This window comes from Nonomuraea sp. NPDC003214, assembly GCF_053590035.1.
Window position 1 is genome coordinate 228341 of the sequence record NZ_JBSFSX010000009.1, and the last position, 24294, is coordinate 252634.

The 24294-nt window shown below is 72.0% G+C and carries 21 protein-coding genes; 12 read left to right on the forward strand and 9 right to left on the reverse strand.

Annotated features, from left to right (window positions below):
* Nucleotides 1–141 precede the first annotated feature (141 nt).
* The 4 genes from ACWDXC_RS28985 (at nt 142) to ACWDXC_RS29000 (ending at nt 3727) form a co-directional block, all read left to right on the forward strand.
* Nucleotides 142–1476, forward strand: a complete 1335-nt coding sequence (locus ACWDXC_RS28985) for an extracellular solute-binding protein (RefSeq protein WP_449986872.1) — start codon at nt 142–144, stop codon at nt 1474–1476.
* Nucleotides 1473–2369: a carbohydrate ABC transporter permease gene (locus ACWDXC_RS28990; RefSeq protein WP_449986873.1), complete on the forward strand. Its 897-nt coding sequence runs from the start codon at nt 1473–1475 to the stop codon at nt 2367–2369. The genes ACWDXC_RS28985 and ACWDXC_RS28990 overlap by 4 nt, the downstream gene beginning before the upstream one ends.
* A complete protein-coding gene (locus ACWDXC_RS28995; RefSeq protein ID WP_449986875.1) occupies nt 2366–3199 on the forward strand; it encodes a carbohydrate ABC transporter permease in 834 nt (277 codons plus the stop codon). Before ACWDXC_RS28990 ends, ACWDXC_RS28995 begins: the two co-directional genes overlap by 4 nt.
* Before the next feature lie 105 nt (nt 3200–3304).
* Nucleotides 3305–3727, forward strand: a complete 423-nt coding sequence (locus ACWDXC_RS29000; protein ID WP_375074283.1) for an ATP-binding protein — start codon at nt 3305–3307, stop codon at nt 3725–3727.
* Between the two features lie 12 nt (nt 3728–3739).
* Here ACWDXC_RS29000 and ACWDXC_RS29005 read toward each other — a convergent pair whose 3' ends face one another.
* Nucleotides 3740–4240 (reverse strand): EF-hand domain-containing protein, encoded by a 501-nt coding sequence (locus ACWDXC_RS29005; RefSeq protein ID WP_449986877.1) that lies wholly within the window; start codon nt 4238–4240, stop codon nt 3740–3742.
* Between the two features lie 90 nt (nt 4241–4330).
* Between ACWDXC_RS29005 and ACWDXC_RS29010 the strand changes: the two genes are divergently transcribed.
* From ACWDXC_RS29010 to ACWDXC_RS29035, 6 genes are all read left to right on the forward strand, one after another.
* On the forward strand, nt 4331–4795 hold the full coding sequence (locus ACWDXC_RS29010; protein WP_364171403.1) for a hypothetical protein: 465 nt from the start codon (nt 4331–4333) through the stop codon (nt 4793–4795).
* A gap of 132 nt (nt 4796–4927) precedes the next feature.
* Entirely contained in the window at nt 4928–6475 is a 1548-nt protein-coding gene (locus tag ACWDXC_RS29015; RefSeq protein WP_449986879.1) for an alkaline phosphatase D family protein, read from the forward strand.
* A 6-nt stretch (nt 6476–6481) separates the two neighbouring features.
* On the forward strand, nt 6482–8089 hold the full coding sequence (locus ACWDXC_RS29020; protein ID WP_449986880.1) for a discoidin domain-containing protein: 1608 nt from the start codon (nt 6482–6484) through the stop codon (nt 8087–8089).
* 95 nt (nt 8090–8184) lie between these two features.
* A complete protein-coding gene (locus ACWDXC_RS29025) occupies nt 8185–9180 on the forward strand; it encodes an ABC transporter substrate-binding protein (protein WP_357583237.1) in 996 nt (331 codons plus the stop codon).
* An 11-nt stretch (nt 9181–9191) separates the two neighbouring features.
* A complete protein-coding gene (locus ACWDXC_RS29030; RefSeq protein WP_449986882.1) occupies nt 9192–10235 on the forward strand; it encodes a FecCD family ABC transporter permease in 1044 nt (347 codons plus the stop codon).
* Entirely contained in the window at nt 10232–10993 is a 762-nt protein-coding gene (locus tag ACWDXC_RS29035; RefSeq protein ID WP_364171410.1) for an ABC transporter ATP-binding protein, read from the forward strand. The genes ACWDXC_RS29030 and ACWDXC_RS29035 overlap by 4 nt, the downstream gene beginning before the upstream one ends.
* A 518-nt stretch (nt 10994–11511) precedes the next feature.
* Here the strand turns inward: ACWDXC_RS29035 and ACWDXC_RS29040 are convergent.
* The 6 genes from ACWDXC_RS29040 to ACWDXC_RS29065 form a co-directional block, all read right to left on the reverse strand.
* Nucleotides 11512–12390, reverse strand: a complete 879-nt coding sequence (locus ACWDXC_RS29040; RefSeq protein ID WP_449986884.1) for a sigma-70 family RNA polymerase sigma factor — start codon at nt 12388–12390, stop codon at nt 11512–11514.
* Nucleotides 12391–12424: 34 nt separating this feature from the next.
* On the reverse strand, nt 12425–12808 hold the full coding sequence (locus ACWDXC_RS29045; RefSeq protein ID WP_357583241.1) for a VOC family protein: 384 nt from the start codon (nt 12806–12808) through the stop codon (nt 12425–12427).
* 90 nt (nt 12809–12898) lie between these two features.
* Nucleotides 12899–13561 carry an RloB family protein gene (locus ACWDXC_RS29050; protein ID WP_449986887.1) on the reverse strand — a complete coding sequence of 221 codons (663 nt, stop codon included), beginning with the start codon at nt 13559–13561 and terminating at the stop codon, nt 12899–12901.
* Entirely contained in the window at nt 13561–14820 is a 1260-nt protein-coding gene (locus ACWDXC_RS29055) for an AAA family ATPase (protein ID WP_449986889.1), read from the reverse strand. The genes ACWDXC_RS29050 and ACWDXC_RS29055 overlap by 1 nt, the downstream gene beginning before the upstream one ends.
* A gap of 41 nt (nt 14821–14861) precedes the next feature.
* Nucleotides 14862–15272 carry a hypothetical protein gene (locus ACWDXC_RS29060; RefSeq protein ID WP_449986890.1) on the reverse strand — a complete coding sequence of 137 codons (411 nt, stop codon included), beginning with the start codon at nt 15270–15272 and terminating at the stop codon, nt 14862–14864.
* A gap of 25 nt (nt 15273–15297) precedes the next feature.
* Nucleotides 15298–15870 (reverse strand): DinB family protein, encoded by a 573-nt coding sequence (locus tag ACWDXC_RS29065; protein ID WP_449986892.1) that lies wholly within the window; start codon nt 15868–15870, stop codon nt 15298–15300.
* Between the two features lie 101 nt (nt 15871–15971).
* On the opposite strand from ACWDXC_RS29065, the gene ACWDXC_RS29070 reads away from it, so the two are divergent.
* Nucleotides 15972–17021 (forward strand): helix-turn-helix transcriptional regulator, encoded by a 1050-nt coding sequence (locus tag ACWDXC_RS29070; RefSeq protein WP_449986893.1) that lies wholly within the window; start codon nt 15972–15974, stop codon nt 17019–17021.
* Here the strand turns inward: ACWDXC_RS29070 and ACWDXC_RS29075 are convergent.
* Nucleotides 16960–18069 carry a class I SAM-dependent methyltransferase gene (locus tag ACWDXC_RS29075; protein WP_449986895.1) on the reverse strand — a complete coding sequence of 370 codons (1110 nt, stop codon included), beginning with the start codon at nt 18067–18069 and terminating at the stop codon, nt 16960–16962. The two genes, ACWDXC_RS29070 and ACWDXC_RS29075, sit on opposite strands and share 62 nt — an antisense overlap.
* 262 nt (nt 18070–18331) lie before the next feature.
* On the opposite strand from ACWDXC_RS29075, the gene ACWDXC_RS29080 reads away from it, so the two are divergent.
* Nucleotides 18332–22060: a S8 family peptidase gene (locus tag ACWDXC_RS29080; RefSeq protein ID WP_449986897.1), complete on the forward strand. Its 3729-nt coding sequence runs from the start codon at nt 18332–18334 to the stop codon at nt 22058–22060.
* Here ACWDXC_RS29080 and ACWDXC_RS29085 read toward each other — a convergent pair.
* Complete coding sequence (locus ACWDXC_RS29085) at nt 22045–24234, reverse strand: glycosyl hydrolase family 95 catalytic domain-containing protein (protein WP_449986899.1); 2190 nt, start codon at nt 24232–24234, stop codon at nt 22045–22047. The two genes, ACWDXC_RS29080 and ACWDXC_RS29085, sit on opposite strands and share 16 nt — an antisense overlap.
* Between the last annotated feature and the right edge of the window lie 60 nt (nt 24235–24294).

A 24294-nucleotide genomic window follows, 5' to 3' on the forward strand; every position in this document is an offset into this window, starting at 1 on the left:
TACCGGGGTCCCCCGATTGTTAGCGTTATCAGCAAGTGGGGTCAAGGGTGCGGCAAGCGGTTGCAGCGGAAGCCTTGACAGCGCCTGTGTTATCGCTAACACTCGTGGCCACCTCGATCAGCCCGGCGAGAAGAGGCCACTGTGCACGACCCACCCCCCACCATCAGCCGCCGGAACCTCCTCGGCGGCAGCCTCGCCCTCCTCGGCGCCGGCGCGGCAGGATGCGCACTCCCCGTAGGGCTCGGCTCGTCGCAGACCCGCGTCAGGTACTGGCACTTCCTCGGCGCGAGCGACGGCATCATCATGCATCAGATGGTCGGCGGCTTCGCCGAGCAGCATCCCGAGATCTTCGTCGAGGAGAACGTGCTCGCCTGGGGCGAGCCCTACTACACGAAGGTCGCCATGGCGGGCGCCGGCGGCCGCTCACCCGACCTGGCCACCTTCCACCTGGCCAGGCTGGCCGGCATCGGCGCGGGCCGGCTCCTCGACCCGATCGACGTGGACCTGCTCGCCGAGGCCGGGCTGCGGGGAGCCGACTTCAGCCCGCCCATCTGGGAACGCGCCCACCTCGACGGCACCCTGTACGCGGTCCCCTTCGACGCCCACCCGATGGTGCAGTACTACAACACCGACATCTGCTCCGAAGCCGGGCTGCTCGGCCCCGACGGCAAGCTGCGCCCCACCACCGGCCCCGGCGAACTGCTCGACGCGTTGCGCAAGGCCAAGGACGCCATGGGCGGGCAGCCGCCGCTCACCTTCGACGCGCTCGGCCTCGGCACCGTCGGCCCGTGGCGCGTGTGGTGGTCGCTCTACCCGCAGAGCGGCGGCACCCTCCTCTCCGACGACGGCAGCCGCATCACCATCGACGACGCCAAGGCCCTGGCCGCGCTCCGGTTCATGCGCACGCTCGGCGAGGAAGGGCTCTGCGACCCGACCACCGACTACGGGGCCTCGGTCGCCAAGTTCACCAACAACCGGGCCGCCTTCCTGTGGAACGGCGACTGGGAGACCACCGGGCTCAAGGAGCGCGGCACGCCGTTCAGCATGACGCGCTTCCCCAGCGTGTTCGGCAGCGGGGCGGCGCAGGCCGACTGCCACGCGTTCGTGCTGCCCCACCAGCGCCACCGCGACCCCGAGGTGGAGCGGGCCACCTACCGGTTCATCGCCTATCTGGTCAAGAACAGCGCCGACTGGGCCGTGGCCGGGCACGTGCCCGCCTACCTGCCCACCCTGCAGCAGCCCGAGTACCTGGCTCTGCAACCGCAGTCGGAGTACCGCTCGGTCATCACCGACGTCGCCCTCGACCCGCAGGTCTGGTACACCGGCTCGGCCTCCCGGCTGTGGATCGAGTTCGGCGAGGCGTTCTCCCCCGTCATCAGCGGGGAGCGCACCCCCGAGGAAGGGCTGGCCAACGCCAAGGCCGCGCTGACCCGGCTGATGTCCGCCCCGAACCCCTTCCCCGCCCAGGAGCGATGATGACGACCGCCGTCGCCGAAGCCAGGGTGCACCGGAGCTGGACCCAGCACGGGCTGCTGTTCGTCGCCCCCTTCCTGCTCGTCTACCTCGCCTTCCTCGTCTGGCCGACACTGCTCGGGCTCCGGATGAGCTTCTCCAGCGTCAACATCGCCGGCACCAACGACCGGCTCGTCGGCTTCGACAACTACGCCGAGGCGTTCGGCGACCCGCTCATGTGGCGCTCGCTGTGGAACACGCTCGTCTTCACCGCGCTGAGCACCGTCCCGCTGGTGCTGCTCGGCCTGCTGTTCGCGCTGCTCGTGCACAACCTGCGGTTCATGCAGTGGCTGTGGCGGCTGTCGTTCTTCGGGCCGTTCCTGCTGCCGTCGGCCGTGGTCGCCGTGCTGTGGCTGCAGATGATCTACCCGCCCGAATACGGGCTGCTCAACGGCACCCTCGGCACCGACGTGCTGTGGCTCGGCGACCCGGGCGTGGCCATGTGGTCGATGGTGCTGACGACCGTCTGGTGGACCGTCGGCTTCAACTTCCTGCTCTACCTGGCCGCGCTCCAGTCGATCCCGCAGCACCTGTACGAGGCCGCCGCCATCGACGGGGCGAACGCCTGGCAGAAGCTGCGCTCCATCACCCTGCCGATGCTCAGCCGGACCACCGCGCTCATCGTGGTGCTGCAGCTGCTGGCCTCGCTCAAGGTCTTCGACCAGATCTACCTGATGACCGGCGGCGGCCCCGAGAACTCCACCCGGCCGATCATCGAGTACGCCTACGACGTCGGCTTCACCGGCTACCGCATCGGTTACGCCTCGGCCGTCTCCTACATCCTCTTCGTCATCATCGTCGTCGTGTCCCTGGTGCAGCTCCGGCTGTTCCGCAAGCGCGAGGAGGTCGCGTCATGACCAAGCGGTTCAGCCCGGGCAGGCTCGTCCTGCTGGCCGTCACGCTCGTCCTGGCCGTCGTGTGGATCGCGCCGTTCGCCTGGGGGCTGGCCACCTCGCTGAAGCCCGAGTCGGAGACCACGCTGCTGCCGCTGCGCTGGTTCGGCAGCGAGCTCACCCTCGACGCGTACGCGCTGGTCCTGGGCACCGGCGGCATCGTCAAGTGGGCGATCAACTCGGCGGTCACCTCGATCATCGTCACCTTCCTGACCGTGCTGCTGTCGGCCATGGCCGCCTACGGGTTCGCCCGCACCCGGTTCAGGGGGCAGCGGGCGCTGCTCGGGTTCATCCTGGCCGGGATCATGGTGCCGCCGCAGGTGCTGATCGCGCCGCTGTTCGCCGAGATGGTCTCGCTCGGGCTGGTCGACACCTGGTGGGCGATCATCCTGCCGCAGGTGGCGGCGCCGCTGATCGTCTACATCCTGTTCAAGTTCTTCCAGGACGTGCCGCCGGAGCTGGAGCAGGCCGCGTTCGTGGACGGGGCCGGGCGCTGGCGGGTGTTCTTCCGGATCGTGCTGCCGCTGTCGCGGCCGGTGCTCGGCGCGGTGTCGATCTTCACGTTCATCACCACATGGAACAACTTCCTGTGGCCGTTCCTCGTCTCGACCGACCCCAACACGATGACCCTGCCGGTCGGCCTGGCCAACGTCGTCCAGGGCACGTTCGGCCTGAGGTACGCGCAGATCATGGCCTCGGTCATGCTCGCCGGGCTGCCGCTCCTCGTGGTGTTCGTCCTGTTTCAACGCCAGATCATCCGTGGCGTGGCGCACACGGGCCTGGCCGGACAGTAGCGAAGTTGTCACTTCCCCGGGACAGCCGGGGGTTCAACCTGGCAACCTCCTGTGTTCGTACAGGTTGGGGACGGCACCCTCCGCCCGGTTGAGGAAAGGGACGACATGCTGCGATCCGCTCCGCAGAGCCGAATCCAGTACGCATGGCCGCTGCCCGGCGACGCCTTGGCCGTGCGCCACGCCCGCACCACCATCCGGGACCTGCTGACCGGGCTCGGCCTGCCCGCCGGCCTCGTCGACGATGCGGTGCTGATGACCAGCGAGCTGGTCACCAACGCCCTGCTGTACGGCGACGCGCCGTACGAGCTGGCCGTGAACGCCGGGCGGAAGGAGATCGTCTGCGTGGTGGTCGACAGCGGCAGGCCGCTGCCCGCCCAGCGCCCGCCTGACCTGGACGCCGAGCGGGGGCGCGGCCTGCACATCGTGGCTGCGCTGTCCGACGGCTTCTACGGCTGCCACCCGCAGCGCTACGTCACGAGCCCCGACCGGACGGGCAAGGCCACCTGGTTCGCCCTGCCCCGCGGCTGACCGCCGCGCGCGTCAGGCGTCGCCGACGAGCAGCCGGTGCCGCACGTCCGCGTACTCCTCGTAGCTGATGCGGCCGTCGCCGTCGGCGTCGGCCTCCTGGAAGGCCGCCGCCAGGCCGTCGGCGGGACGGCTCCACAGCGCCCTGAACTCCTCGGCCGCCAGGGCGCCGTCGCCGTCGCGGTCGGCCAGCTCGAACGTGGCCCGGAACATCGGCGCGAGCACCTGCGACATCGTGCCGCTGCGCACCATCGACTCGAAGGACCGGACGTACTCGTCCAGCGTGATCTGCTCGTCGTGGTCGAGGTCCATGGCCCTGGCGTGCGACGCCCAGGTGGCCGCGTACGCCTCGACGACGGACCGGCCCTGGGGGCTGCCGGGGGCGACGCCGGCCGCGGCGCACCGGCGCTCGGCCAGAGCCACGTAGTCGTCCCTGGTCAGGGCGCCGTCGCCATCGGTGTCGAGATCCTTGAAGTTACGCTCGGCACACCGGCGGAGCACATTTCCGTCGTTCACCGCGACTCCTCTCGAAGAGTGATTGATTCACTACTCACAGTAATCGATACTTGATCAGCTCCCCCCGAAACGCCGACGATGGGGGAGAACATGAGGCTGTTCGTTGGGATCGGAATCGTCATGGCGCTCGGCCTGGCCGGCGGCCTGACGGCCGAGGTCACTGCCCCGGCCCCGGCCCGTGCCGACCACGGCCCGCTGCGCTGGACCGACGAGTGGACCGGGGTGAAGATCAGGCCGCGGCGGCCCCGGCAGGACAGCGACGTGCGGGTGCTGGTCCGCTGCCCGTTCGAGGCCAACCGGGCCATCGTGGCGACCAAGCCGTTCAACCCGCCGGGCTCCTTCAAGTTCCGCCGCGAGCTCGGCATCGGCATCGACGACGGGCGCGGCTTCGACACCGAGACGATCGCGTTCGACGCGCTGCGCGGGCCGCGCCGGGTCACGCTGAAGTGCCTCAAGGTCACGATGTACGAGCATCCGCGCCGCCGGAAGGTCGAGGTGCTCAGCCGCTCGCACACGCACATCTTCGTGCGCAGGTTCAAGAAGGGGCGTTTCTAGCCCTTAGGGGTCATTCGTTCACCTGTCGTCTCGCCTGTGGTGTGTCGGCGTTCCTCGGTGTTTGATCACCACATGAGAGGTTTCGCCTTCCCAGCCCCTGAACGGCCCAGGAACGACGAAAAGGCACACCGGATGACCCCCGCCTCCCGAAGACAACTCCTCTCCTACGCCGCCGGCCTCGCCGGGCTCGCCGCCCTGAGCCAGGCGCCCAGCGGCTGGACCGACTCCGCGCCCGCGCTGCCCGCCAACCCGTTCACGCTCGGCGTCGCCTCCGGCGACCCGCGCCCGGACAGCGTGGTGCTGTGGACCAGGCTGGCCCCCGAGCCGCTGGCCGACGACGGCTTCGGCGGCATGCCGCGCGAGCGGGTGCCGGTCCGCTGGGAGCTCGCCGAGGACGACGGCATGCGCCGGGTGATCCGCAAAGGCACCGCCACCGCCCACCCCGACCTCGCCCACTCCGTGCACGTCGAGGTGAACGGGCTGCGGCCGGGTCGCGAATACTGGTACCGGTTCGCCGTCGGCGGCGACGCCAGCGCCGTCGGCCGCACCAAGACCGCGCCCGACCCGCGCAGCGCCCCCGAGATCCGCTTCGCCTTCGCCTCCTGCCAGCAGTGGGAGGCCGGCTTCTACACCGCCTACAAGGACCTGGCGGCCCAGGACCTCGACCTGGTCGGCCACATGGGCGACTACATCTACGAGTACGGCATCGGCGCCACCGGCGGCCAGCGCAGGACGCCGCTGTCGGCCGCGCACAACGCCGCCGTGATGACGCTCTCGCAGTATCGGCTGCGTTACGCGCTCACCAACTCCGACCCCGACCTCCAGGCCGCCCGCGCGGTCGCGCCCTGGTTCTTCATGGTCGACGACCACGACGTCGAGGACAACTGGGGCGCCGACCTGTCGCCCACCCGCATGGTGCCGGAGAACTTCCTGCGCCGCCGCGCCGCCGCCTTCCGCGCCTACTTCGAGAACCAGCCGGTGCGCCCCTCGACCCTGCCCGAGGGCCCCGACATGTCGCTGCACCACCGGCTCCGCTACGGCCGGCTGGCCACCTTCCACATCCTCGACGAGCGGCAGTTCCGCAGCCCCGCCAACATCACCCAGCGCCTCGACCCGAACCGCACCATGCTCGGCCACGAGCAGGAGCGCTGGCTCGCCGACGGCCTGGCCTCCTCCCGCAGCACCTGGAACCTCATCGCCAACCAGGTCCAGATGTTCCAGCTCGACCGGCTCACCGACCCCGGGCTCCAGCAGCTCAACCCCGACACCTGGGACGGCTACGCCGCCGGCCGCGACCGCCTCTGGGCCGAGATCGCCCGCCGCCGCGTCTCCAACCCGGTGGTCATCACCGGCGACGCGCACGTCAACTCCGCCGCCGAGCTCAAGGCCGACTGGGCGAACCCCGACTCCGCGACCGTCGGCGTCGAGTTCATGGGCACCTCCATCAGCTCCGGCGGCAACGGCGCCGACATGACCGCCGGAGGCCAGGAGTGGCTGGCCGCCAACCCGCACCTGAAGTTCTTCAACAGCCAGCGCGGATACGTGCGCTGCACCCTGTCCCGCGACCTCCTGCGGACGGACTTCGTGGTCGTCGACCGGGTCACCACGCCCGGCGGCGGCGCCTCGGTCCGCAGGTCGTTCGCCGTCGAGTCCGGCCGCCCGGCCCTCCAGGACGTGTGAGGCCCCATGAGACACCTACGGATCGCCGCCGCGACCGCCCTCGCCCTCGGCGCGCTCGCCGTCCCCGCCACCGGCGCCCCGCGCCTGCCCGCCACCCCCGCCGGCCAGGTGCTGGTCGTCCAGGCCGGCCTTCAGGACTCGGTACGGCCCGCCGACGCCCGCGACACCCGGGACCTCGACACCTTCGCCCGCCGCCTGGCAGGGAAGGTCCCAGCCGCGCCCGACGCCCTGGTGCTCACCGAGGTGCTCGGCCCCGGCGCCCGCCGCCTGGCCACCAAGCTCAGCCAGGCCACCGGCTACCGCTATCGCGTCATGGCCGCCGGGGAGCGCACGGCCTTCCTGCCGGACGGCGCCGTCCGCGAGAACGCCGTCATCCTCAACACCGACACCATGCTCGCCGAACAGCCCGGCGGCTTCCACCGCGTCCAGGACGAGGACCAGGCGTACGTGGCCGCCGCCCGGCGTGACGGGACGCTGCGGGTGCCACTGCTCGCCGCCCACCCCGGCGGCGACCCGGCCACCGCCGTGCCCCAGCTCGCCGACCGCTTCCCGCGCGCCCGAGGCCAGGTAACGGTGCTCGGCGGCGACTTCCGGGCGGGCCGCTGCGCCACGCCGAGCAAGGACCAGGCGGCCGGCTGCGCGCCCCAGGCGTTCTGGTCGAGCCTGACCGGGCCCGGGGCGTACAGTGACGCGCTCTTCGACAAGGGGGACGCGCACGCGCGGCCGCTCACCGGCTACCTGTTCGCCCGCGGCGACGTGCTGGCGGCGGGCTACGACCGCGACCTGCCGGACGTGGCCGCCTGCAAGGCGGCCTTCGACGCCGGGCGGTCCGGGACCGCGCCGCCCGCGTGCCGGTCCGACTACTACGCCGACGCGCCGTTCAGCTGGGCGCTGCTCGCGGCCGGGCGGGACGTCCAGCAGGCGGTGACGCCCGCCCGCATCGCGCTCGACCACTGCGAGCTGGCCGTCCGCGTCGCCGACGTGGTGGTGCGGGCCGTCAACAACACCGGCGAGCCGGTGTCGCTGCCCGTCACCGTCGACGCCCCGGCGCCGCTCGCGGCCACCGCCCCGGCCGCGCTCGACGTGCCCGCCGGGCAGGGCGGCGGCGTCGTGGTCAAGGTCACCGCGCCCCGCGACACGCCGCCCGGCGAGCACCGGCTGACGGTCCGGGCCGGCTCCGGGACCACCGAGGTGCCCGTCACCGTCACCGAGACCTGCTCCGAGCCCGCCGTGTACGCCACCAGCTTCCACGCGGGCAACGGGCCCGAGCTGGCCGTGGACGGCGACATTGCGACGTTCTGGCACTCGGAGTATCAGCCGCTCACCCCGCTGCCGCAGTCGATCACGCTCAACCTGGGCGAGACCCGGCAGGTGAGCGCGCTGGACTACCAGCCGCGCTTCGACGGCAACCTGAACGGCACCATCCTCGACTACCACGTCTACGTCAGCGCCGACGGCAAGGAGTTCACCAAGGTCGCGAGCGGGTCGTGGGCGCTGGACGCCCGGCTCAAGACGGTCGCCTTCCCCGCCGTGACCGCCCGTTACGTACGGCTGGAAGGGACGCGCGGGCACAACGGCCAGTACCTGTCGGCGGCGGAGATCACGCCCCGATAGCTGCAAATAGTTCGCAATTGCTAGATTGGTGCGAGCTATGCGGCAGGGCGGACCCGTCCGCCCTGCCGCGCCGTACCACTCTGGAAGGTCCTCGCATGCGCTACTGGCTCGCCGGTCTGCTGCTCCTGGCGACGGGCTGCGCGGCGGCGCCCGCCCCGCAACCCCAAGCCGCCGGCAAGCACGTCACCATCGAGAACTGCGGCCGCACCCTCACCTTCGACAAACCGCCGAGCAAGGTCGTCACCGGCTACCACCCCGCCCTGGAGACGCTGCTCGCCCTCGGGCTCCAGGACAAGGTCGCCGCCCGCACCAACTTCACCGAGCTCGGCCCCGACGGCTTCCTGCCCGGCCAGAAGCAGCACTACGACGCCATCCCCGAGATCTCCAGCACGATCATGCTGCCGCAGAAGGAGATCATGCTGTCGCAGGGCGCCGACTTCGTCCTCGACAACAGCATGGCCAGCTTCGACGCCGCCGGCGGCTACGCCACCGTCGAGGAGCTCGACGCCGCCGGCGCGCCCGTCTACATCATGGGCGGCTGGTGCAGCCCGCAGGAGCAGCTCGAGTTCACCGTCGAGGACACGCTCACCGACCTGCGCAACCTCGGCAAGATTTTCGGCGTCGAGGAGCGGGCCGAAGCCGTCGTCGCCGACCTCCAGGCCCGGCTCGACGACGTCCGCGACCGCGTCAAGGACCTGCCGCCCAAGCGCGTGCTCGCCACCGACGGCGGCGAGGGCCCGGTCAACGCCTTCGGCGGCGCCGGCATCATGAACCAGCTCATCACCCTGGCCGGCGGCGTCAACGTCCTCGCCGACGTCAAGGCCGACTACACCGAGGTCAGCGTCGAGAAGGTCGCCACCTCCGACCCCGAGGCGCTGCTCGTCCTCGACTACGCCAACCTGCGCGGCGAGAACATGCCCGCCGCCAAGGCCAAGGCCGACCTCGCGTACGGCATGACCAAGGGCAGCCCGCTCGCCGCGAAGAAGGAGTTCCTGCCCGTCCCCGCCGCCGCCGCGCACCCCGGCTACCGCAACGTCCTGGCCGTCTTCGACATCGCCCGGCACCTGCACCCCGAGGCGTTCAAGGAGTGAGCACCGAGGCGTTGACCGCCGCCCCACCCACCGGGCGGCGGCGTACCGGATTCTCCCTGCTCGTCCTCGGCCTCGCCACCGCCATCGTGGTGGCCACACTGCTGTCGGTCGGCATCGGCGCCGTCCCCGTCGGCGTGGCCGAATGCTGGGGAATCATCGTGAACCGGCTGATCCCCGGCGCCGTCGAGCAGACCTGGACCGCCGCCCAGGAACAGATCGTCTGGACCTACCGGCTCCCGCGCGCCCTCCTCGCCCTGCTCGTCGGCGCCGGACTCGCCGTCGTCGGCGCCGTCCTCCAGGCCGTCGTGCGCAACCCGCTCGCCGACCCGTTCCTGCTCGGCGTCTCCTCCGGCGCCTCCTTCGGCGCCGTCGTCGTGCTCATCGCCGGGCCCACCGTGCTCGGCGGCCTCTCACTGCCGACCGCCGCCTTCCTCGGCGCGCTGCTCGCCCTCGCCCTCGTGTACGCGCTGGCCCAGCGCAGCGGACGCCTCACCCCCGCCCGGCTCGTGCTGGCCGGAGTCGCGCTCGCCTACCTGTTCCAGGCGCTCTACAGCTTCGTCCTCCAGCAGGCCCAGAGCGGACGCGCCGCCCAGCAGGTGCTCTTCTGGCTCATGGGCAGCCTCGGCGGCGCCCGCTGGGAGAACCTGCCCCTCCCCGCCGCCGTCATGATCATCGGCCTCGCCCTGCTCCTCGTGCAGCACCGCGGCCTCAACGCGCTCACCGCCGGCGAAGAGACCGCCCTCTCCCTCGGCATCCCCGTACACCTCTTCAGAGCCCAGCTCTTCGTCATCACCTCACTGCTCGTCGGCGTCATGGTCGCCGCCACCGGCGCCATCGCGTTCGTCGGCCTCATCGTGCCGCACGTCGCCCGCATGCTCGTCGGCGCCGACCACCGGCGCATGCTCCCGGTCACCGCCCTGCTCGGCGCCGTCTTCCTCCAGCTCGTCGACCTCGCCGCCCGCACCATCAGCGCACCCCAGGAACTCGCCCTCAGCATCGTCACCGCCGTGCTCGGCGTGCCGTTCTTCCTCTGGCTGCTGCGGAGGCGCGCATGAAACTCACCGTCTCCGGCGTCCGCGTCGCCCTCGACGGCCGCCCCATCGTCCAGGGCGCCGACCTCGAAGTAGGCGAACGCGAACTCGTCGGCCTCATCGGCCCCAACGGCTGCGGCAAATCCACCCTCCTGCGATCCGTCTACCGCGCCCTGCGCCCCACCGCCGGTCTCATCGCCGTCGACGGCGACGAACTCACCCGCCTCCCCTCCCGCGAAGCCGCCCGCCGCGTCGCCGTCGTCCCCCAGGAGACCCCCGACGACCTCGACTTCACCGTCTCCGAAGTCGTCCACATGGGCCGAACCCCACACAAACGCGCCCTCGACCGCACCACCCGCGACGACGACCGCATCTGCGCCGACGCCCTCGCCCGCACCGGCATGGCCCACGCCGCCGACCGGCGCTACGCCGTCCTGTCCGGCGGCGAGAAACAGCGCGTCCTCATCGCCCGCGCCCTCGCCCAGCGCAGCGGGCTGCTCCTCCTCGACGAGCCCACCTCGCACCTCGACATCCGGCACCAGCTCGAAGTCCTCCACCTCGTACGCGAACTCGACGTCAGCACCCTGGCCGTGCTCCACGACCTCAACCAGGCGGCGGCGTACTGCGACCGGCTGTACGTGATGTCGGCCGGCCGCATCGTCGCCGGCGGGCCGCCGGGCGAGGTGCTCACGGCGGAGCTCATCGAGGAGGTGTTTGGGGTGCGCGCCTCACTGGTGCGCATGAACGGCTCCCTCGGCTTCGTCTTCGACCGCCTCCCCTGACGGCATGGCCCTCACCGGGGGGCGCTTCGCGCCCGATGGGTTCGGGCTGTGTCCAGTGGGGGAGCCGAGCTCCCCCACACCCCCTTGGCAAGGGGCCTCCGGCCCCCTGCACCCCCGAGCGCCGCGCGACCGCCGCATGGCCAACCACCTGGGCGGAGAGCCGCCGACACAGTGCACCGCGGCCTTGAAGCCGCACCCCTACCGTGGCCCCAGCCGGGCCTGGGTGGGGGCCGATGCGGCGGCGACCAGGGGCGTCGTCGAGCCCAGGACGCACCGACTGCCGCACGGCGAGCTGGGCGGCCCACAGCGCCGCCCGATCCTCCGGAAGCGGCGGCCGGTCGGACTCCCGGCGCCCCTGACCAGCGGAGAAGGGTAGGCGCGCGGTCCGGATGGACTGGCCGCCCCCAGGGCTGGCCGCCCCCAGGGCTGGCCGCCCCCAAGGATGGCCGCCCCCAAGGATGGGCGCCCCCCAGGGTGGCCGCCCCGAGGGGCCGGTCGATCGGGAGGCCGGTACCGGCTCAGGCAGGGGCGGGGAGGGGGATGGATGCGAGCCGGGGCGGGTTGGCCACGATGGTGATGGCGGTGATGCGGTCGTCGGTGACCGCGAAGGAGATGATCGAGAGCGGCGTCCCGTCCTCGCGCCACGAGACGTACCCGGGGAGGCCGTTGACGAGGACGGCCCGGTGGCGGGCGACGGCGCCGGAGAACAGCCGGGCGCCGGAGGCGACGGCGGTGGCGCCGAGGGTGACGACCTCGCCGCCGGGGGTGTCGACCGTCAGCCTCACGTCCGGGTCGAGCACGCGCAGCAGCGCCTCGAAGTCGCCGTCCGTGACGGCCTCGCGGAAGGCCCTGATGACCCGCCGCTGCTCGCGCCGGGCGATCAGCGGCCGTTCGGCGGCCCGTACCTTTCTGCGGGCGCGGCTGGCGATCATCTTGGTGGCGTCGGCCGACTTGCCCAGGATCTGCCCGATCTCCGCGAACGGCACCGCGAACAGGTCGTGCAGCACGAACGTCAACCGCTCGCCGGGCCCGAGCACGTCCAGGACGACGAGCAGCGCGAGCCCCACCGAGTCGCCGACCGACACGGTCTCGCCGGGCTCGTCGCCGTCGTCGACGGTGATCACGAGCTCGGACAGCCCGTCCCCGTAGGCCGCCTCGGGGCGGGTCCGGCGGGACCGCAGGACGTCCAGGCTGATCCGGCCGACCACGGTGGTGAGCCAGCCGGGCAGGTTCGCGATGGCCGTCGTGTCCTGGCGGGCCAGCCGCATCCACGCCTCCTGGACCACGTCCTCGGCGTCGGCGTGCGAGCCGAGCACGCGGTAGGCGACCGCGCCCAGCCGGTCGCGCTCGGCCTCGAAGGCCGCGGCCAGCAGGTCCGTCCGGCTGGTGTCAGTCATCCTGTGGCGTTCCTCGGGTCGGCTTGCTCGTGGGTCATGGGCGGCGCTGCTGGCGGAGGGAGATCCGGTTGCCGTCCGGGTCCACCGCCTCGATGCGCACGCCGAACGGATAATCCTCCGGCTCGGGCTGGTCGAATGTCACGCCCCGCCGGCGGAACACCTCGAAATCCTTCCTCAGGTCGTCCGACTCGAGGATGAGCAGGCCCGCCTCGGCGTCCGGCTGCTTCTCGACCGGCTGCCCGGCGTGCGGCCAGAGGAGGAGCTGCACCGGGCTGTCGGCCACGGCCACGGTGAGGAAGCGCCCCTCCGGCCCCGGGAAGTCGATGCGCTTCTCCAGGCCGAGCCCTTCGGTGTAGAACCTCAGCGCCCGGTCCTGGTCGGTGACGGGGATCGTCACGTACATGATGTTCGTCAGCATTCCGGTGTCCCATCTCGTCGTCGGCCCGCGTCCGCGGCCGTCGCTCATATGACGGGGAGGGGCGCCGGAAGGTAACAACGCGCGGACGGGTCAGTAGGTGATCGCGAAGGAGCCGACCAGTTCCGCGAGGTTGCACGAAGGGCTCCGCTTGGACGGCGGGCAGTCGTCACCGTGGCGTGGCGGCTCGCATGCGCAGCCGCAGTGAGAGATCAGCCTGTCGGCGTGTCGGCACGCGGTCGGGTAGAGCCCCCGCAGGGCTTCCCATCGTTGTGGGGTGAGGCGTTTGTTCTTGCTCAGCCCCCGGAAGGCCTCGGACTGGCGCCCCAGCTTCAGCTTGATCGTCTCAGCGTCCAGGGTCGCGGTGACGGCCTGGAAGTGCAGCAGCCACCAGAGCTCCAGGCAGGGGTGCGAGAAGGCGATGCGAACCCCGTGCCGGGCGGCTTGCTGGAAGAGCCGATCGACACGATGATCCCCGTCGAAGTCGAACACGCACCACACTCGCGGGCCGGTGTCGGGGTCGCGGAGCTGGTCCTTCTTCAACTCCTTCTTGCGCAGCGCGACGGCCTCATCCACGAGGCATGCCCTGTCGGTGTGCCTCTTCTGGAGGAAGAACGAGTATTCAGCCGTCCTTCTCCCCAGGTGGCGGATGTAGTCCTCTTCGGTCTCACCCTCGACGAAGAAGTAGACGGGAACTCGGGAGCGGAAGCGTCCGCCGCCACTGTGCAGGGGGGTCCCGGGGGTGGGGCGTGGCATCAGCTTCTGCCCTCGCCTGCTCTTCGCAGCCCGATCCGCCAGGCGAGGTCACCGGGGATGATCGACGGTCTGCCGCCGTAACGGCCCTCGTGGTAGCCGCGGTGAAGGTTCTCGTCCGGGCGTGGCTTCGCCGAGGCCAGGGGGTAGAGCTCAGTCGCCGCCTCGTCCGTCTTCTCGGTGAACCAGACCTGGGCGCGGTCCAGCGGGCGTCCGCCCGGGAGGTTGCCGAACAGCGTGGTGTCGTGCGAGGTGAAGACGAGCTGGGCGTCGGCGGGGTTGGCCTGGGGGTCGTTGAAGAGCCGGATCAGCTCGGCCGAGATGGCCGGATGCAGGCTGGCGTCGAGTTCGTCCACCAGGAGCACGGAGCCACGGCTCAGGCTGAGCAGGACCGGTCCCAGCATCGAGAACCAGGTGCGGGTGCCGAGCGATTCGTCGGCGAAGTCCAGCGTCACCCGGTCGGCCCCGGCGCGGTGGACGAATCGGATCTCCGGCGGGTCCGGGTCTCTCGCGATGACGTCGATCCCCTCGATGCCGAGTTCGGCATGCCGGAGCATTTCCTCGACCCAGGGTTTGAGCGGCCCGAGCAACTGCCGTCTCGTGTCGTTCTCCAGGACGGTGCGGTTTCTCTCCGGGGTCAGCAGCGAGAAGTCGTCGGCGAACCATCGTTGCAGGGCGGTGAGCTGCCGCTGGTTGTTGGCGGCGGCGGTGGAGAGGAAGAGGGCGTTGGGCCTGGTGAGTTTCGCCAGCGTGGACTTCGGCCCTTTGAGGTGGTCTCCGGGGAACTCGAAGGGCACGCGGGCCGAAGCGTCCCGGGTGAACCACACCTGCCGGGTGTGCCGCCTGCCGCTCGGATACGCGTACAGCCACTCGTGCTCGACCCGCCTGTCGCTCAGCGTGAACCCGTACGTGTAGTGCACGGGAGGGGTGCCGAGGGCCACGTCGACCTCGAAGAACGACGGCTCGGCGGCACAGGACGAATCGAGCGCGAAGGGCTTGCGCGGCACGCCTTCGCCCTTCGCCCATTCGGCGTGCGAATCGAGCACGGCGTCGCGCATGAGCTCCATCGCGCGCAGCACGTTCGACTTGCCTGAGGCGTTGGCGCCGTACACGCCTATGACCGGCTGGGCGCGTACGGGCTTGCCGTCGATCGTCAGGCCGGTGTCACGCGCGGCGGGAGCGCCGGGGTGGGCCGCCACGAACGACAGGACTTGCTCATCGCGCAGGGACAGGACGTTCGCGACACGGAACCTGAGCAGCATCCGACCTCCTCGAAGCTGAGGTTACCCTGCGTAAGAGGCTATCAAGCGGATTTCGTACGAGAACGGCGCTTGGAGGCGGCGGAGTGGGACGTGTAGAGGTCTTCGGCTCCCACCAGGACGATGCCCGGATCGGAGGCGGCGCGGGCCCGGAGTTCGGTGGTGAAGCCCGTGGCGCTGTAGAGCAGGAGGCGGGCGGTCGCGGCGCCGGGCCGGTTCTGGGCGGTGAGCAGGGCGCGGATGCGGGTGAGCCGGTCAAGGTGGCCGAGGCCCATGACGTCGCCCCATTTGACCTCGCCGATGCCGAGCAGGGGTTGCCGGTCGTCCTCGTCGAGGCCGTGGGCGACGACGTCGAGTTCGTGGCTGGTGCGGGCGGAGGGGCTCTGAGCAGGAAGGTCTTGCCCTGACGGCGCCGTGTGCCAGCTCCTCGCAGTTACGATAGGTGCACTTATCATAACTGTACTCATGTCGAAGTCTGGGTCAGGTGGACTTCTGGCCGTCGAGGGATTCGCGGAGGATGTCGGCGTGGCCGGCGTGCTGGGCGGTTTCGGCGATGACGTGCAGAAGGACCAGGCGGACGCTGCGCACCGCGCCCGGCTGGTGCCAGGGGGCTTCGGGCAGCGGGTGGGTGGCCGACAGCGAGGGGACGGCGGCGACGATCTCCTCGGTGCGGGCGGCGACCTCCTCGTAGCGGGCGAGGATGCTCGCGAGCGTGTCGCCGGGCAGCATCTGGAAGTCGTTCTGGTGGTCGATCATCCACTGCGGGAACTCGCGGGCGGTGCCGGCGGCGATGTCGGCCCAGGTGACGCCGTCGGGCAGGTCGTAGCTCATGGCCGACGGGCCGTCGGTCGCGAAGCGCAGCCACTGCTCCTCCATGGCGGCGACGTGCTTGATCACGCCGCCGAGGCACAGGGCGCTGACCGTGGGGCGTTCGGCGAGCTGCTCGTCGGTGAGGCCGCGGACGGTGGCGGTCAGGGCGGAGCGGACGGCGGCGAGCTCGGCGAGGAGGTCGGCGCGCTCGGCGTCGAGGGTGGTGGTCGCGGGAGTGGGCATGGTGGCGGACCGGCCTTTCGGTGGGTGGTTCTCGGTACGGGGTCAACAGTCGCAGCAGTACAGGACAGGGTGTGGCCGCTATTTGCGGCACCATGGAAAACATGCCGAAGACTTCAGCGCGACTGCTGGCGTTGCTCTCGCTGCTGCAGGCGCGCCGCGACTGGCCGGGGGCGCTGCTGGCCGAGCGGCTGGACATCAGCTCGCGGACCGTGCGGCGGGACGTCGACCGGTTGCGGGAGCTCGGCTATCCGATTCTCGCGATCAAGGGGCCGGACGGCGGTTACCGGCTCGACGCGGGGAGCGAGCTGCCGCCGTTGCTGTTCGACGACGAGCAGGCCGTGGCGCTGGCGATCGCGCTTCAGGGGGCCGCCAGGTCGGGGGCGGGGATCGAGGAGGCGGCGGCGCGGGCGCTGCACACGGTCCGGCAGGTGATGCCCGCGCGGTTGCGGCACCGGATCGACACGTTCCAGGTCACGGCCGCCGACGCGGTCCGGCCGGGGACGCGGGTGGACAGCGGGGTGCTCATGACGCTCAGCGCGGCCGTGCACGCCCGCGAGGTGCTGCGGTTCGACTACAGGAGGTGGACCGGCGAGCGCGATCCCGGACCGGCGCGGCGCGTGGAGCCGCATCATCTCGTCACCTGGGGCGGGCGCTGGTATCTCGTCGCCTGGGATCTCGACCGTGGCGACTGGCGCACGTTCCGGGCGGATCGGATCACGCCGCGCGTCCCGGCGGCGGGGCCCCGGTTCACGCCGCGCGCGCTGCCCGGGGGTGACGCGGCGGCGTTCGTGGCGGGCAGGTTCCGGGGGGCCGGCGGGCCGGGCGACTGGCCCTGCCGGGGCGAGGTGATCCTCGGCCTGCCGGCCGCCGAGGTGTCGCGGTTCGCCGGTGAGGCGCTCGTGGAGGAGCTCGGGCCGGATCGCTGCCGGGTCGTGCTGGGTTCGTGGTCGTGGCCGGGGCTGGCGGCGGCGCTCGGCAGGTTCGACGCCGACATCGAGGTGGTGGGGCCCGCCGAGCTCAGGGACGCGTTCGCCCGGCTGGCCCGCCGCTACGCCGCCGCCGCGACCGGCTCGGGAGCGGGCCCGGAGGTCAGTGGCCCGCCGACTCCAGCGGGGCCGAGGCGGGGGACTCGCGCAGCCGCCGGACCTTGAGGGCGCCGCCCCATCGGGAGATCGCCTCGTCGTCGGCGAACGCCATCGCCCGCATCATGTTGCCCCCGTCCGTGGCCTCGACGGCCCGGCGCAGGCGGGCGCGGAGCGGATCGGGCAGGCGGGACGTGCCGGCCTCGACGGTGTCGCCGTAGTGCGGGGCGTAGCCGACCCCGGCGAACCCGGTGCGCCTCAGCAGCGTGGGCAGCGTGTCGGACGAGTAGAACATCAGGTGGTTCTTGGTGAAGCCGCTCCACGCCGACCCGTACGCCTTCAGGAGCAGGGAGCGGGCGTTGACGGTGAGGATGAGCAGCACCCCGCCGGGAGCGAGCAGGCTGCGGAAGCGGGTGAAGTCGTCCAGCGGGCGGGGCAGGTGGGCGAGCACCGACCAGAGGGTGATGACGTCGAAGCCGCCCTCGGCGATCTCGGGCACGTCCTCGGGCGCGCCGTAGAACGCGCGGGCCTTGGTGAGGCGTTCGTTGGCCTGGGCGACGGAGTCGGGTGAGAGGTCCACGCCGTAGGCGTCGAAGCCGCGCTGTTCGGCGAGCTCCAGGAAGAGGCCGGCGCCGCAGCCGAAGTCGAGCAGCCGCCTACCTTCGCCCGCGTCCAGGATGGGGGAGAACGCCTGCATGGTGAGGGTGTAGCGGCGCTGCCGGTTGGCGGCGTACTTGCCGGTCAGGAACTTGCTGTAGCCGGTGGCGTACAGGTCGCCGAGGCGTTCTGGGCGGATGTTCGGGTTGCGGTAGAGGAAGCCGCAGGAGGGGCAGCGGACGACGCGGTAGCGCCATTTCTCGCCAGCGGGCCGGAAGAGCGGCTGCTGGCGTTCGTCGCCGCACATCATGCAGGCGAGGAACTCCTCGATCTCGCCCAGCGGCAGATCGGCCTGGTAGTCCTCCAGCGGCAGGACGGGCGCCCGGCGCAGTCGCCAGCGCCACTGCGCCTCGCGGACGAGGCGTTCGCCGGGCCGGACGTAGACGCGCTGTCCCCAGGGGACGCGGTCGTAGCGGGTGCCGTACGCCAGCCGGCCGAGAACTCGCCGTGCAGAGACCATCACATACCCCTAAGCAGCCGAATGCCGCAGGTATTGCCTCGCCTCCTTCCGACTATTCCATCGCAATCCCCAAATGAACACCGAGAACGACCACCGCGCGGGCCGGAATGGGTGGCGGATTCATGACAAGTCCGGTTCCAGCCACGCCGATCTCATGGACACCGGCAGATCGCGCCCCTTAGGAATTCGGTAGTTGTGCTTACCACATGCGTTGGAGGACGGTCGAATGTCTGGTTTGGGGCGATGGCGCCGAGGGGCGGTGGTGGGCGTCTCGGCGGTTCTGGCCGTGTCGGCGCTCAGCGCGCCGGGCGCGGGAGCCGAGAGTGTCCCGGCGGCCACCGCGTTAGGCGCCGCCGACGAGATCACCCTGATCACCGGTGACCGGGTGCGGGTGCGGGCGGTCGACGGCGGTCACCGGACGGTGGCGGTCACCCCGGCGCCGCGCGCGGACGGGCACGTCCCGGCGTTCCGGACGCTGGAGTCGGACGGCGAGCTGACCGTGATCCCGGACGACGTGGCGGCCCTGGTGCCGGACCGGCTGGACCCGGCGCTGTTCAACGTCACCGACCTGGCCAGGGACGGTTACGGGACGTCGATCCCGCTGATCCTCACCTACCGCGACAACGTGCCGAAGGCGGCGCTCCCGGCCGTCAAGCAGGCCCGCACGCTGGAGAGCATCGGCGGCGCCGGCGTGGAGCTGGCCGCCTCGGAGGCGGCCGGGCTCGGCGCCGAGCTGGTCAAGCTCGCCGGGGCCGGTCCCGCGGCCCGCGCGGCGGGCCCGCTGGCGGCGGTGGAGAAGATCTGGCTCGACCGCAAGGTGGAGCCGTCGCTGGAGCACAGCGTGCCGCAGATCGCCGCGCCCGAGGCGTGGGCGGCGGGCTTCGACGGCACGGGCACGACCGTGGCCGTGCTCGACACCGGCGTGGACGGCCGGCACCCCGACCTGGCCGGCAAGGTCGCCGACCGGCGCGACTTCACCGGCGAGAACGTCACCGGCGACCCGCACGGCCACGGCACCCACGTGGCGAGCACGATCGCGGGCAGCGGCGCGGCCTCCGAAGGCCGGGGCAAGGGCGTGGCGCCGGGCGCGACGGTGGTCGACGGCCGGGTGCTCGACGGAGACGGCAATGGCCAGCTCTCGTGGATCATCGACGGCATGGAGTGGGCGGCGGGCGAGAAGCGCGCCGGCATCGTCAACATGAGCCTCGGCAGCCCGGAGCCGGGCGGCCCGCTCACCGAGGCCGTCGGCGCGCTGACGCGCCAGTACGGCACGCTGTTCGTGGTCGCGGCGGGCAACGACGGCTGTGACGGCTGCGTCGGCACGCCCGGCGACGCCCCCGAGGCGCTGACCGTCGGCGCGGTCGACCGCGAGGACAAGCTCGCCGGCTTCTCCAGCCGGGGCCCGATCGCGGCGACGCTCGCGGTCAAGCCGGACGTGACCGCGCCGGGCGTCGGCATCGTCGCGGCCCGGACCGGCGGCACCGCCCAGGACCGGCCGTACACCCCCATGTCGGGCACCTCGATGGCGACGCCGCACGTGGCAGGGGCGGCGGCGCTGTTGCGACAGGCCCGGCCCGGCATCACCGGCGCCGAGCTGAAGGCGCTGCTGATGGGCACGGCGAAGCCGGGCCAGGACATCGCGGCCGACGCGCAGGGCAACGGCCGGATCGACGTGGCCGCGGCGATCAAGGGCACGGTCGTGGCCTCGACCGGCTCGGCCGGGTTCGGCAAGGTCAAGCCGGGCGAGACGAAGACCGCCACCGTCGCCTACCGCAACCTCGGGCAGGCGCCCGTGGAGCTGGACCTGGCGGTCAGCGGCCCCTTCACCGTGGAGCCGGCCAAGCTCACCGTGCCCGCCGCCGGGACGGCGGAGGCCACGGTGACGCTGAAGGGCGACACCCCCGCCCTGCTGCGCGAGCACCTCACCGCGACCGCCGCCGGCGGCGCGACCGTGCGCACGCTGCTGTCGGCGAGCGTCGAGCCCAAGCGCGTCGAGCTGCGGGTACGCGGCATCGCCCGCGACGGGCGCGACGGGCGCGGCGGCTTCACCGTGCTCAACCTGGACGAGGGCACGCTCGCCGGGCGCGTGCTGCCCGGCGACCCGGCCCAGCCGTGCACCGAGCAGAAGTACGGCCAGGGCACCTGCCTGCTGGTGACGCCCGGCACGTACTCCGTGCTCGGCCACATCTGGACCATGCCCGCCGGCCAGGACAGCACGTCGGGCGGCAAGCCGCTGCACGAGAGCCTCGTCGGCGACCCCGAGATGGAGATCACCGAGAACACCGAGGTCGTGCTCGACGCCCGCAAGGCCGTCGAGGTCAACATCAAGACCCCTGACCACCGCACCAAGCGCAACGTCGGGGCCGCGGCCCAGCTCATGTGGTACCGCGCCGCGGACAAGGGCACGGCGCTGCGCGGCGGCACCCACATCTCGCCCGGCGGCCAGATCGAGGAGCGGCTGTTCGTGCAGCCGACGAAGAAGGTCACCAAGGGCACGTTCGCCGTGGCCACCCGGTGGCGGCTGGAGGCTCCCGCGATCACGCTGAGCGCCCCCGGCCTCGACCTGGAGCCCTTCTACTACGACCCGGTCCACTTCAGCGACTTCTCCACCGAGTACCCGCGCCTCGACGGCACCGCCCTGCTGATGGCGGCCGACGCCGGCCGGGGCAGCGCCGAGGAGATCGCCCGGGCCCGCCTGCGCGGCAAGCTCGCCGTCATCCGCCGCACCCCCGGCGTGCCCGTGTCCACCCAGTCGAACGCCGCCGCCGCGGCCGGGGCCAAGCTGGTCGCCATCTACAGCGACACGCCCGGCTCCGACGTCAGCTCCGGCGGCAACGGCGTCAAGCTGGCCGTCCCGACCGTCCGGCTCAGCCACGAGGAAGGGCTCAAGCTGGTCGAACGGCTCAAGCGGCTGCCCGTCCCGGTGCTGGCCAAGGGCATCGTCGCCAGCCCGTACGCCTACGACCTGTATCTGCGCGAGGTCGGCCGGGTGCCCGGCTCGCTGGACTACGTGGTGCGCGCCAAGTCGCTGGCCAGGGTGGAGACCGACTTCCGCAGCCAGCTCGCCGACGACGTGACGGTCAACGAGGCCCGCTACGTCTTCGAGCCGTGGGACACCTTCGCCATCACCACCAACCGCCCGCTGGCCAAGGCGCCGCGCACCCGCGTCGACTACGTCAGCCCGGGCGCCGACCTGCGCTGGACCACCAGCGCCGGGACGCCGGAGCGGCACTACAACAGCATGTGGCCGCACCCCGACACCCCGTACGTCACGCTGACGCTGCCCGGTTTCGCCACCTTCGAGGCGGGCCAGAAGGTCAGCCGGAGCTGGTTCCGGCATCCGCTGCTGCCCGGCACCAACCCGCGCAACCCGCTGCGCCGCGACGGCGACCGGCTGTCGATCTCGATGCAGGGCTTCGTGGACGCCGACGGCAACTTCGGCGACACGTACACGAGTGACTTCGAGCACGGCATGAAGACCGACTTCCGCCTCTACCAGGGCGAGACGCTCGTCACGCAGACGAACTACCTGCCGACGGGCACCGTCGACCTGCCCGCCGAGCAGGCGTCCTACCGGATCGAGTACGACGTGCGCAACGAGGCGGAGTGGGCCAGGCTGTCCACCCGGACGAAGGGCGTGTGGACGTTCGGCTCGGCGCACACGGCGGACACGACCGTGATCCCGCTGCTCATGGCGAGCTTCGACGCCCCGGTCGACCTGAAGAACCGCGCCACGTCCACCAAGCTCGGCGTGCGGCTGTTCCACCAGGAAGGGGCCGAGCAGAGCGACGTCAAGGACGTGACCCTGGAGGTCTCCTACGACGACGGCGCCACCTGGAAGCCGGCCAAGCTGAAGAACAAGGGCGACAAGCGGTACGAGGCCAAGGTGGAGCGGCACCGGTCCGGGTTCGTCTCGCTGCGGCTGACCGCCGCCGACGTCCACGGCAACGGCGTCACGCAGGAGGTGATCAGGGCCTACGCGACGCGGTAGGAGCCGCCCGCCTCGGTCGGCACCGTCAGGATCCCGGACCCTGGATACCGGAGCCTGGCGGTGCCGCCGAGGTTCGAGGTCAGGCGGATCTCCGTCGGCCGGCCGCCGGCCCAGGTGACGCCGACGGTGAAGCCGCCACGCGCCCGCAGGCCGTCCACCGAGCCGTCCGGCCAGGCGGACGGCAGCGCGGGCAGCACGTCGATGACGCCCGCGTGGCTCTGCAGCAGCATCTCGGCCATCCCGGCGGTGGCGCCGAAGTTGCCGTCGATCTGGAACGGCGGATGCGTGTCCCACAGGTTGGCCAGCGTGCTGTCCTTGAGCTGCTCGGTCAGCATCCGCAGCGCGTGGTCGCCGTCACGCAGCCGCGCCCAGAAGCTGATCTTCCAGGCCTTGCTCCAGCCGGTGCCGCCGTCGCCGCGGGCGCCGAGCGTGACCCGGGCGGCCTCCAGGTGCGCGGGCTCGGTGAGCTGACGTCCCGGGTGCAGCGCGTACAGGTGGGAGACGTGCCGGTGCTCGTCGTCCGGGTCGTCGAGGTCGGCCTTCCACTCCTGGAGCTGGCCCCACGAGCCGACGCGCACGCCCGGGTCGAGCCGGTCCAGCGCCGCCCGCAGCCGTTCGCGCAGCTCGCCGTCCGCGCCGAGCACGTCCGCCGCCTCCAGCGTGGAGGTGAACAGGTCCCACACGATCTGCTGCGGCATCGCGGCCCCGGCGGTGAAGCCGCCGTGCTCGGGCGAGTAGCTGGGGGAGACGACGAGCAGCCCGTCACGCGGGTCCGTCCGCAGGTTGGCCAGCCAGAACAGGGCCGCCTCACGCATTGCCGGGTAGGCCCGCTCGCGCAGGAAGTCCGCGTCGCCGCCGAACAGGTAGTGCTCGTACAGCTCGCGCACCAGCCAGCCGGCCGCGTCCGGCATCCAGAACGAGGTGGCCCAGTCCTGCACGCCGGTGAAGCCGAACGGGTTGGTGTTCTGGTTCACCACCCAGCCCTCGGTGCCGAACAGCTCCTTCGCGGTCCGCCTGCCGGGCTCGCGCAGCGCCTCGACGAAGGCGTGGTACGGCTCCGCGGTCTCGGCCAGGCCGGTGACCTGGGCGGGCCAGTAGTTCATCTGGAGGTTGATGTTGGTGTGGTAGTCGCAGTCCCACGGCGGCGTGTTGGACTCGTTCCAGACGCCCTGGAGGTTGGCGGGCAGCGAGCCGGGCCGCGACGAGGCGATGAGCAGGTAGCGCCCGTACTGGAAGTAGAGCGCCTGCAGCCCCCGGCCCCGCCCGGCGAGCGCCTGGTCCGTGGGCACGTCGGGCAGCGGTTCGCCGAGGTCGAGCCGTACGCGGTCGAACAGCTCCCGGTGATCGGCGACGTGCGCCCGCCGCAGCTCCTCCCACGGCGGCGCGCCGTCCACGGCCGCCGTCACCCGCGCGTGCGGGTCCGGCCCCCGGTAGTGCGGGTACGCGGGCGCGTAGTCGGTGCCGGCCGAGAACACGAACGTCGCGCCGTCGGCCCCGCTGACCGTCACGCACCCGTCCCCGTCGGTACGGGCGCCGCCGTCGGCGAGGACCTGGATCTGGCCCTCGTAACGCAGCCCGTTGCCCGGGAGCGCGCCCCGCACGACCAGCCGCCCGTCACGTGCCGTGACCCGCTCGCAGCCGGGGTGCGCGCCGGCGAAGCGCAGCGTGAAGCTCACGCGGCCCGGCCGGTCGGCGGTGATCCGCCCGGCGATCACCCCGGCCGGATGGCTGGCCAGGTACTCGCGCGTGAACGTGACCCCGTCGGCGTCCCGGTAGGTCACGGTGGCGACGGCGTCGCCGAGGTCGAGCGCGCGCCGGTAGCCGGCCGGCTCGGCGGGCGCGCCCGGCACGTCGAGCAGCAGCTCGCCGAAGGTCTGGTACGCGCCGAACCCGGTGGGCGGCGCGCCGAGCTCCGCCGCGACCTCCTCGGGCGGCAGGCTGCCGCGCTCGTCGATGCCTTGCTGGATCCTCTCGACGGCGCCGGGCCGGGGGCTCGGCCAGTTGCCCGACAGATAGCCGTCCTCGCCGGGGCCGCCGGTCCACAGCGTCTTCTCGTTGAGCCGCAACCGCTCGGTCGCCACGGTGCCATGGACGGTCGCGCCGAGCGCGCCGTTGCCGATGGGCAGCGCCTCGCTCTCCCAGGTCGCGGCAGGTCGGTCGTACCAGAGGATCACCGTCCAAGCCTAGTCATTCTGCGTGAACCGCCCACTCTTGTCGGTGGCCTCCGCTACATT

Excerpts from the sequence above, each read along its gene's own strand:
- ACWDXC_RS28990 (WP_449986873.1), top strand. The coding sequence starts at position 1,473 with ATGATGACGACCGCCGTCGCCGAAGCCAGGGTGCACCGGAGCTGGACC.
- ACWDXC_RS28995 (WP_449986875.1), top strand. The coding sequence starts at position 2,366 with ATGACCAAGCGGTTCAGCCCGGGCAGGCTCGTCCTGCTGGCCGTCACG.
- ACWDXC_RS29000 (WP_375074283.1), top strand. The coding sequence starts at position 3,305 with ATGCTGCGATCCGCTCCGCAGAGCCGAATCCAGTACGCATGGCCGCTG.
- ACWDXC_RS29010 (WP_364171403.1), top strand. The coding sequence starts at position 4,331 with ATGAGGCTGTTCGTTGGGATCGGAATCGTCATGGCGCTCGGCCTGGCC.
- ACWDXC_RS29015 (WP_449986879.1), top strand. The coding sequence starts at position 4,928 with ATGACCCCCGCCTCCCGAAGACAACTCCTCTCCTACGCCGCCGGCCTC.
- ACWDXC_RS29020 (WP_449986880.1), top strand. The coding sequence starts at position 6,482 with ATGAGACACCTACGGATCGCCGCCGCGACCGCCCTCGCCCTCGGCGCG.
- ACWDXC_RS29025 (WP_357583237.1), top strand. The coding sequence starts at position 8,185 with ATGCGCTACTGGCTCGCCGGTCTGCTGCTCCTGGCGACGGGCTGCGCG.
- ACWDXC_RS29035 (WP_364171410.1), top strand. The coding sequence starts at position 10,232 with ATGAAACTCACCGTCTCCGGCGTCCGCGTCGCCCTCGACGGCCGCCCC.
- ACWDXC_RS29040 (WP_449986884.1), bottom strand. The coding sequence starts at position 12,390 with ATGACTGACACCAGCCGGACGGACCTGCTGGCCGCGGCCTTCGAGGCC.
- ACWDXC_RS29045 (WP_357583241.1), bottom strand. The coding sequence starts at position 12,808 with ATGCTGACGAACATCATGTACGTGACGATCCCCGTCACCGACCAGGAC.
- ACWDXC_RS29050 (WP_449986887.1), bottom strand. The coding sequence starts at position 13,561 with ATGCCACGCCCCACCCCCGGGACCCCCCTGCACAGTGGCGGCGGACGC.
- ACWDXC_RS29055 (WP_449986889.1), bottom strand. The coding sequence starts at position 14,820 with ATGCTGCTCAGGTTCCGTGTCGCGAACGTCCTGTCCCTGCGCGATGAG.
- ACWDXC_RS29060 (WP_449986890.1), bottom strand. The coding sequence starts at position 15,272 with ATGATAAGTGCACCTATCGTAACTGCGAGGAGCTGGCACACGGCGCCG.
- ACWDXC_RS29065 (WP_449986892.1), bottom strand. The coding sequence starts at position 15,870 with ATGCCCACTCCCGCGACCACCACCCTCGACGCCGAGCGCGCCGACCTC.
- ACWDXC_RS29070 (WP_449986893.1), top strand. The coding sequence starts at position 15,972 with ATGCCGAAGACTTCAGCGCGACTGCTGGCGTTGCTCTCGCTGCTGCAG.
- ACWDXC_RS29075 (WP_449986895.1), bottom strand. The coding sequence starts at position 18,069 with ATGGTCTCTGCACGGCGAGTTCTCGGCCGGCTGGCGTACGGCACCCGC.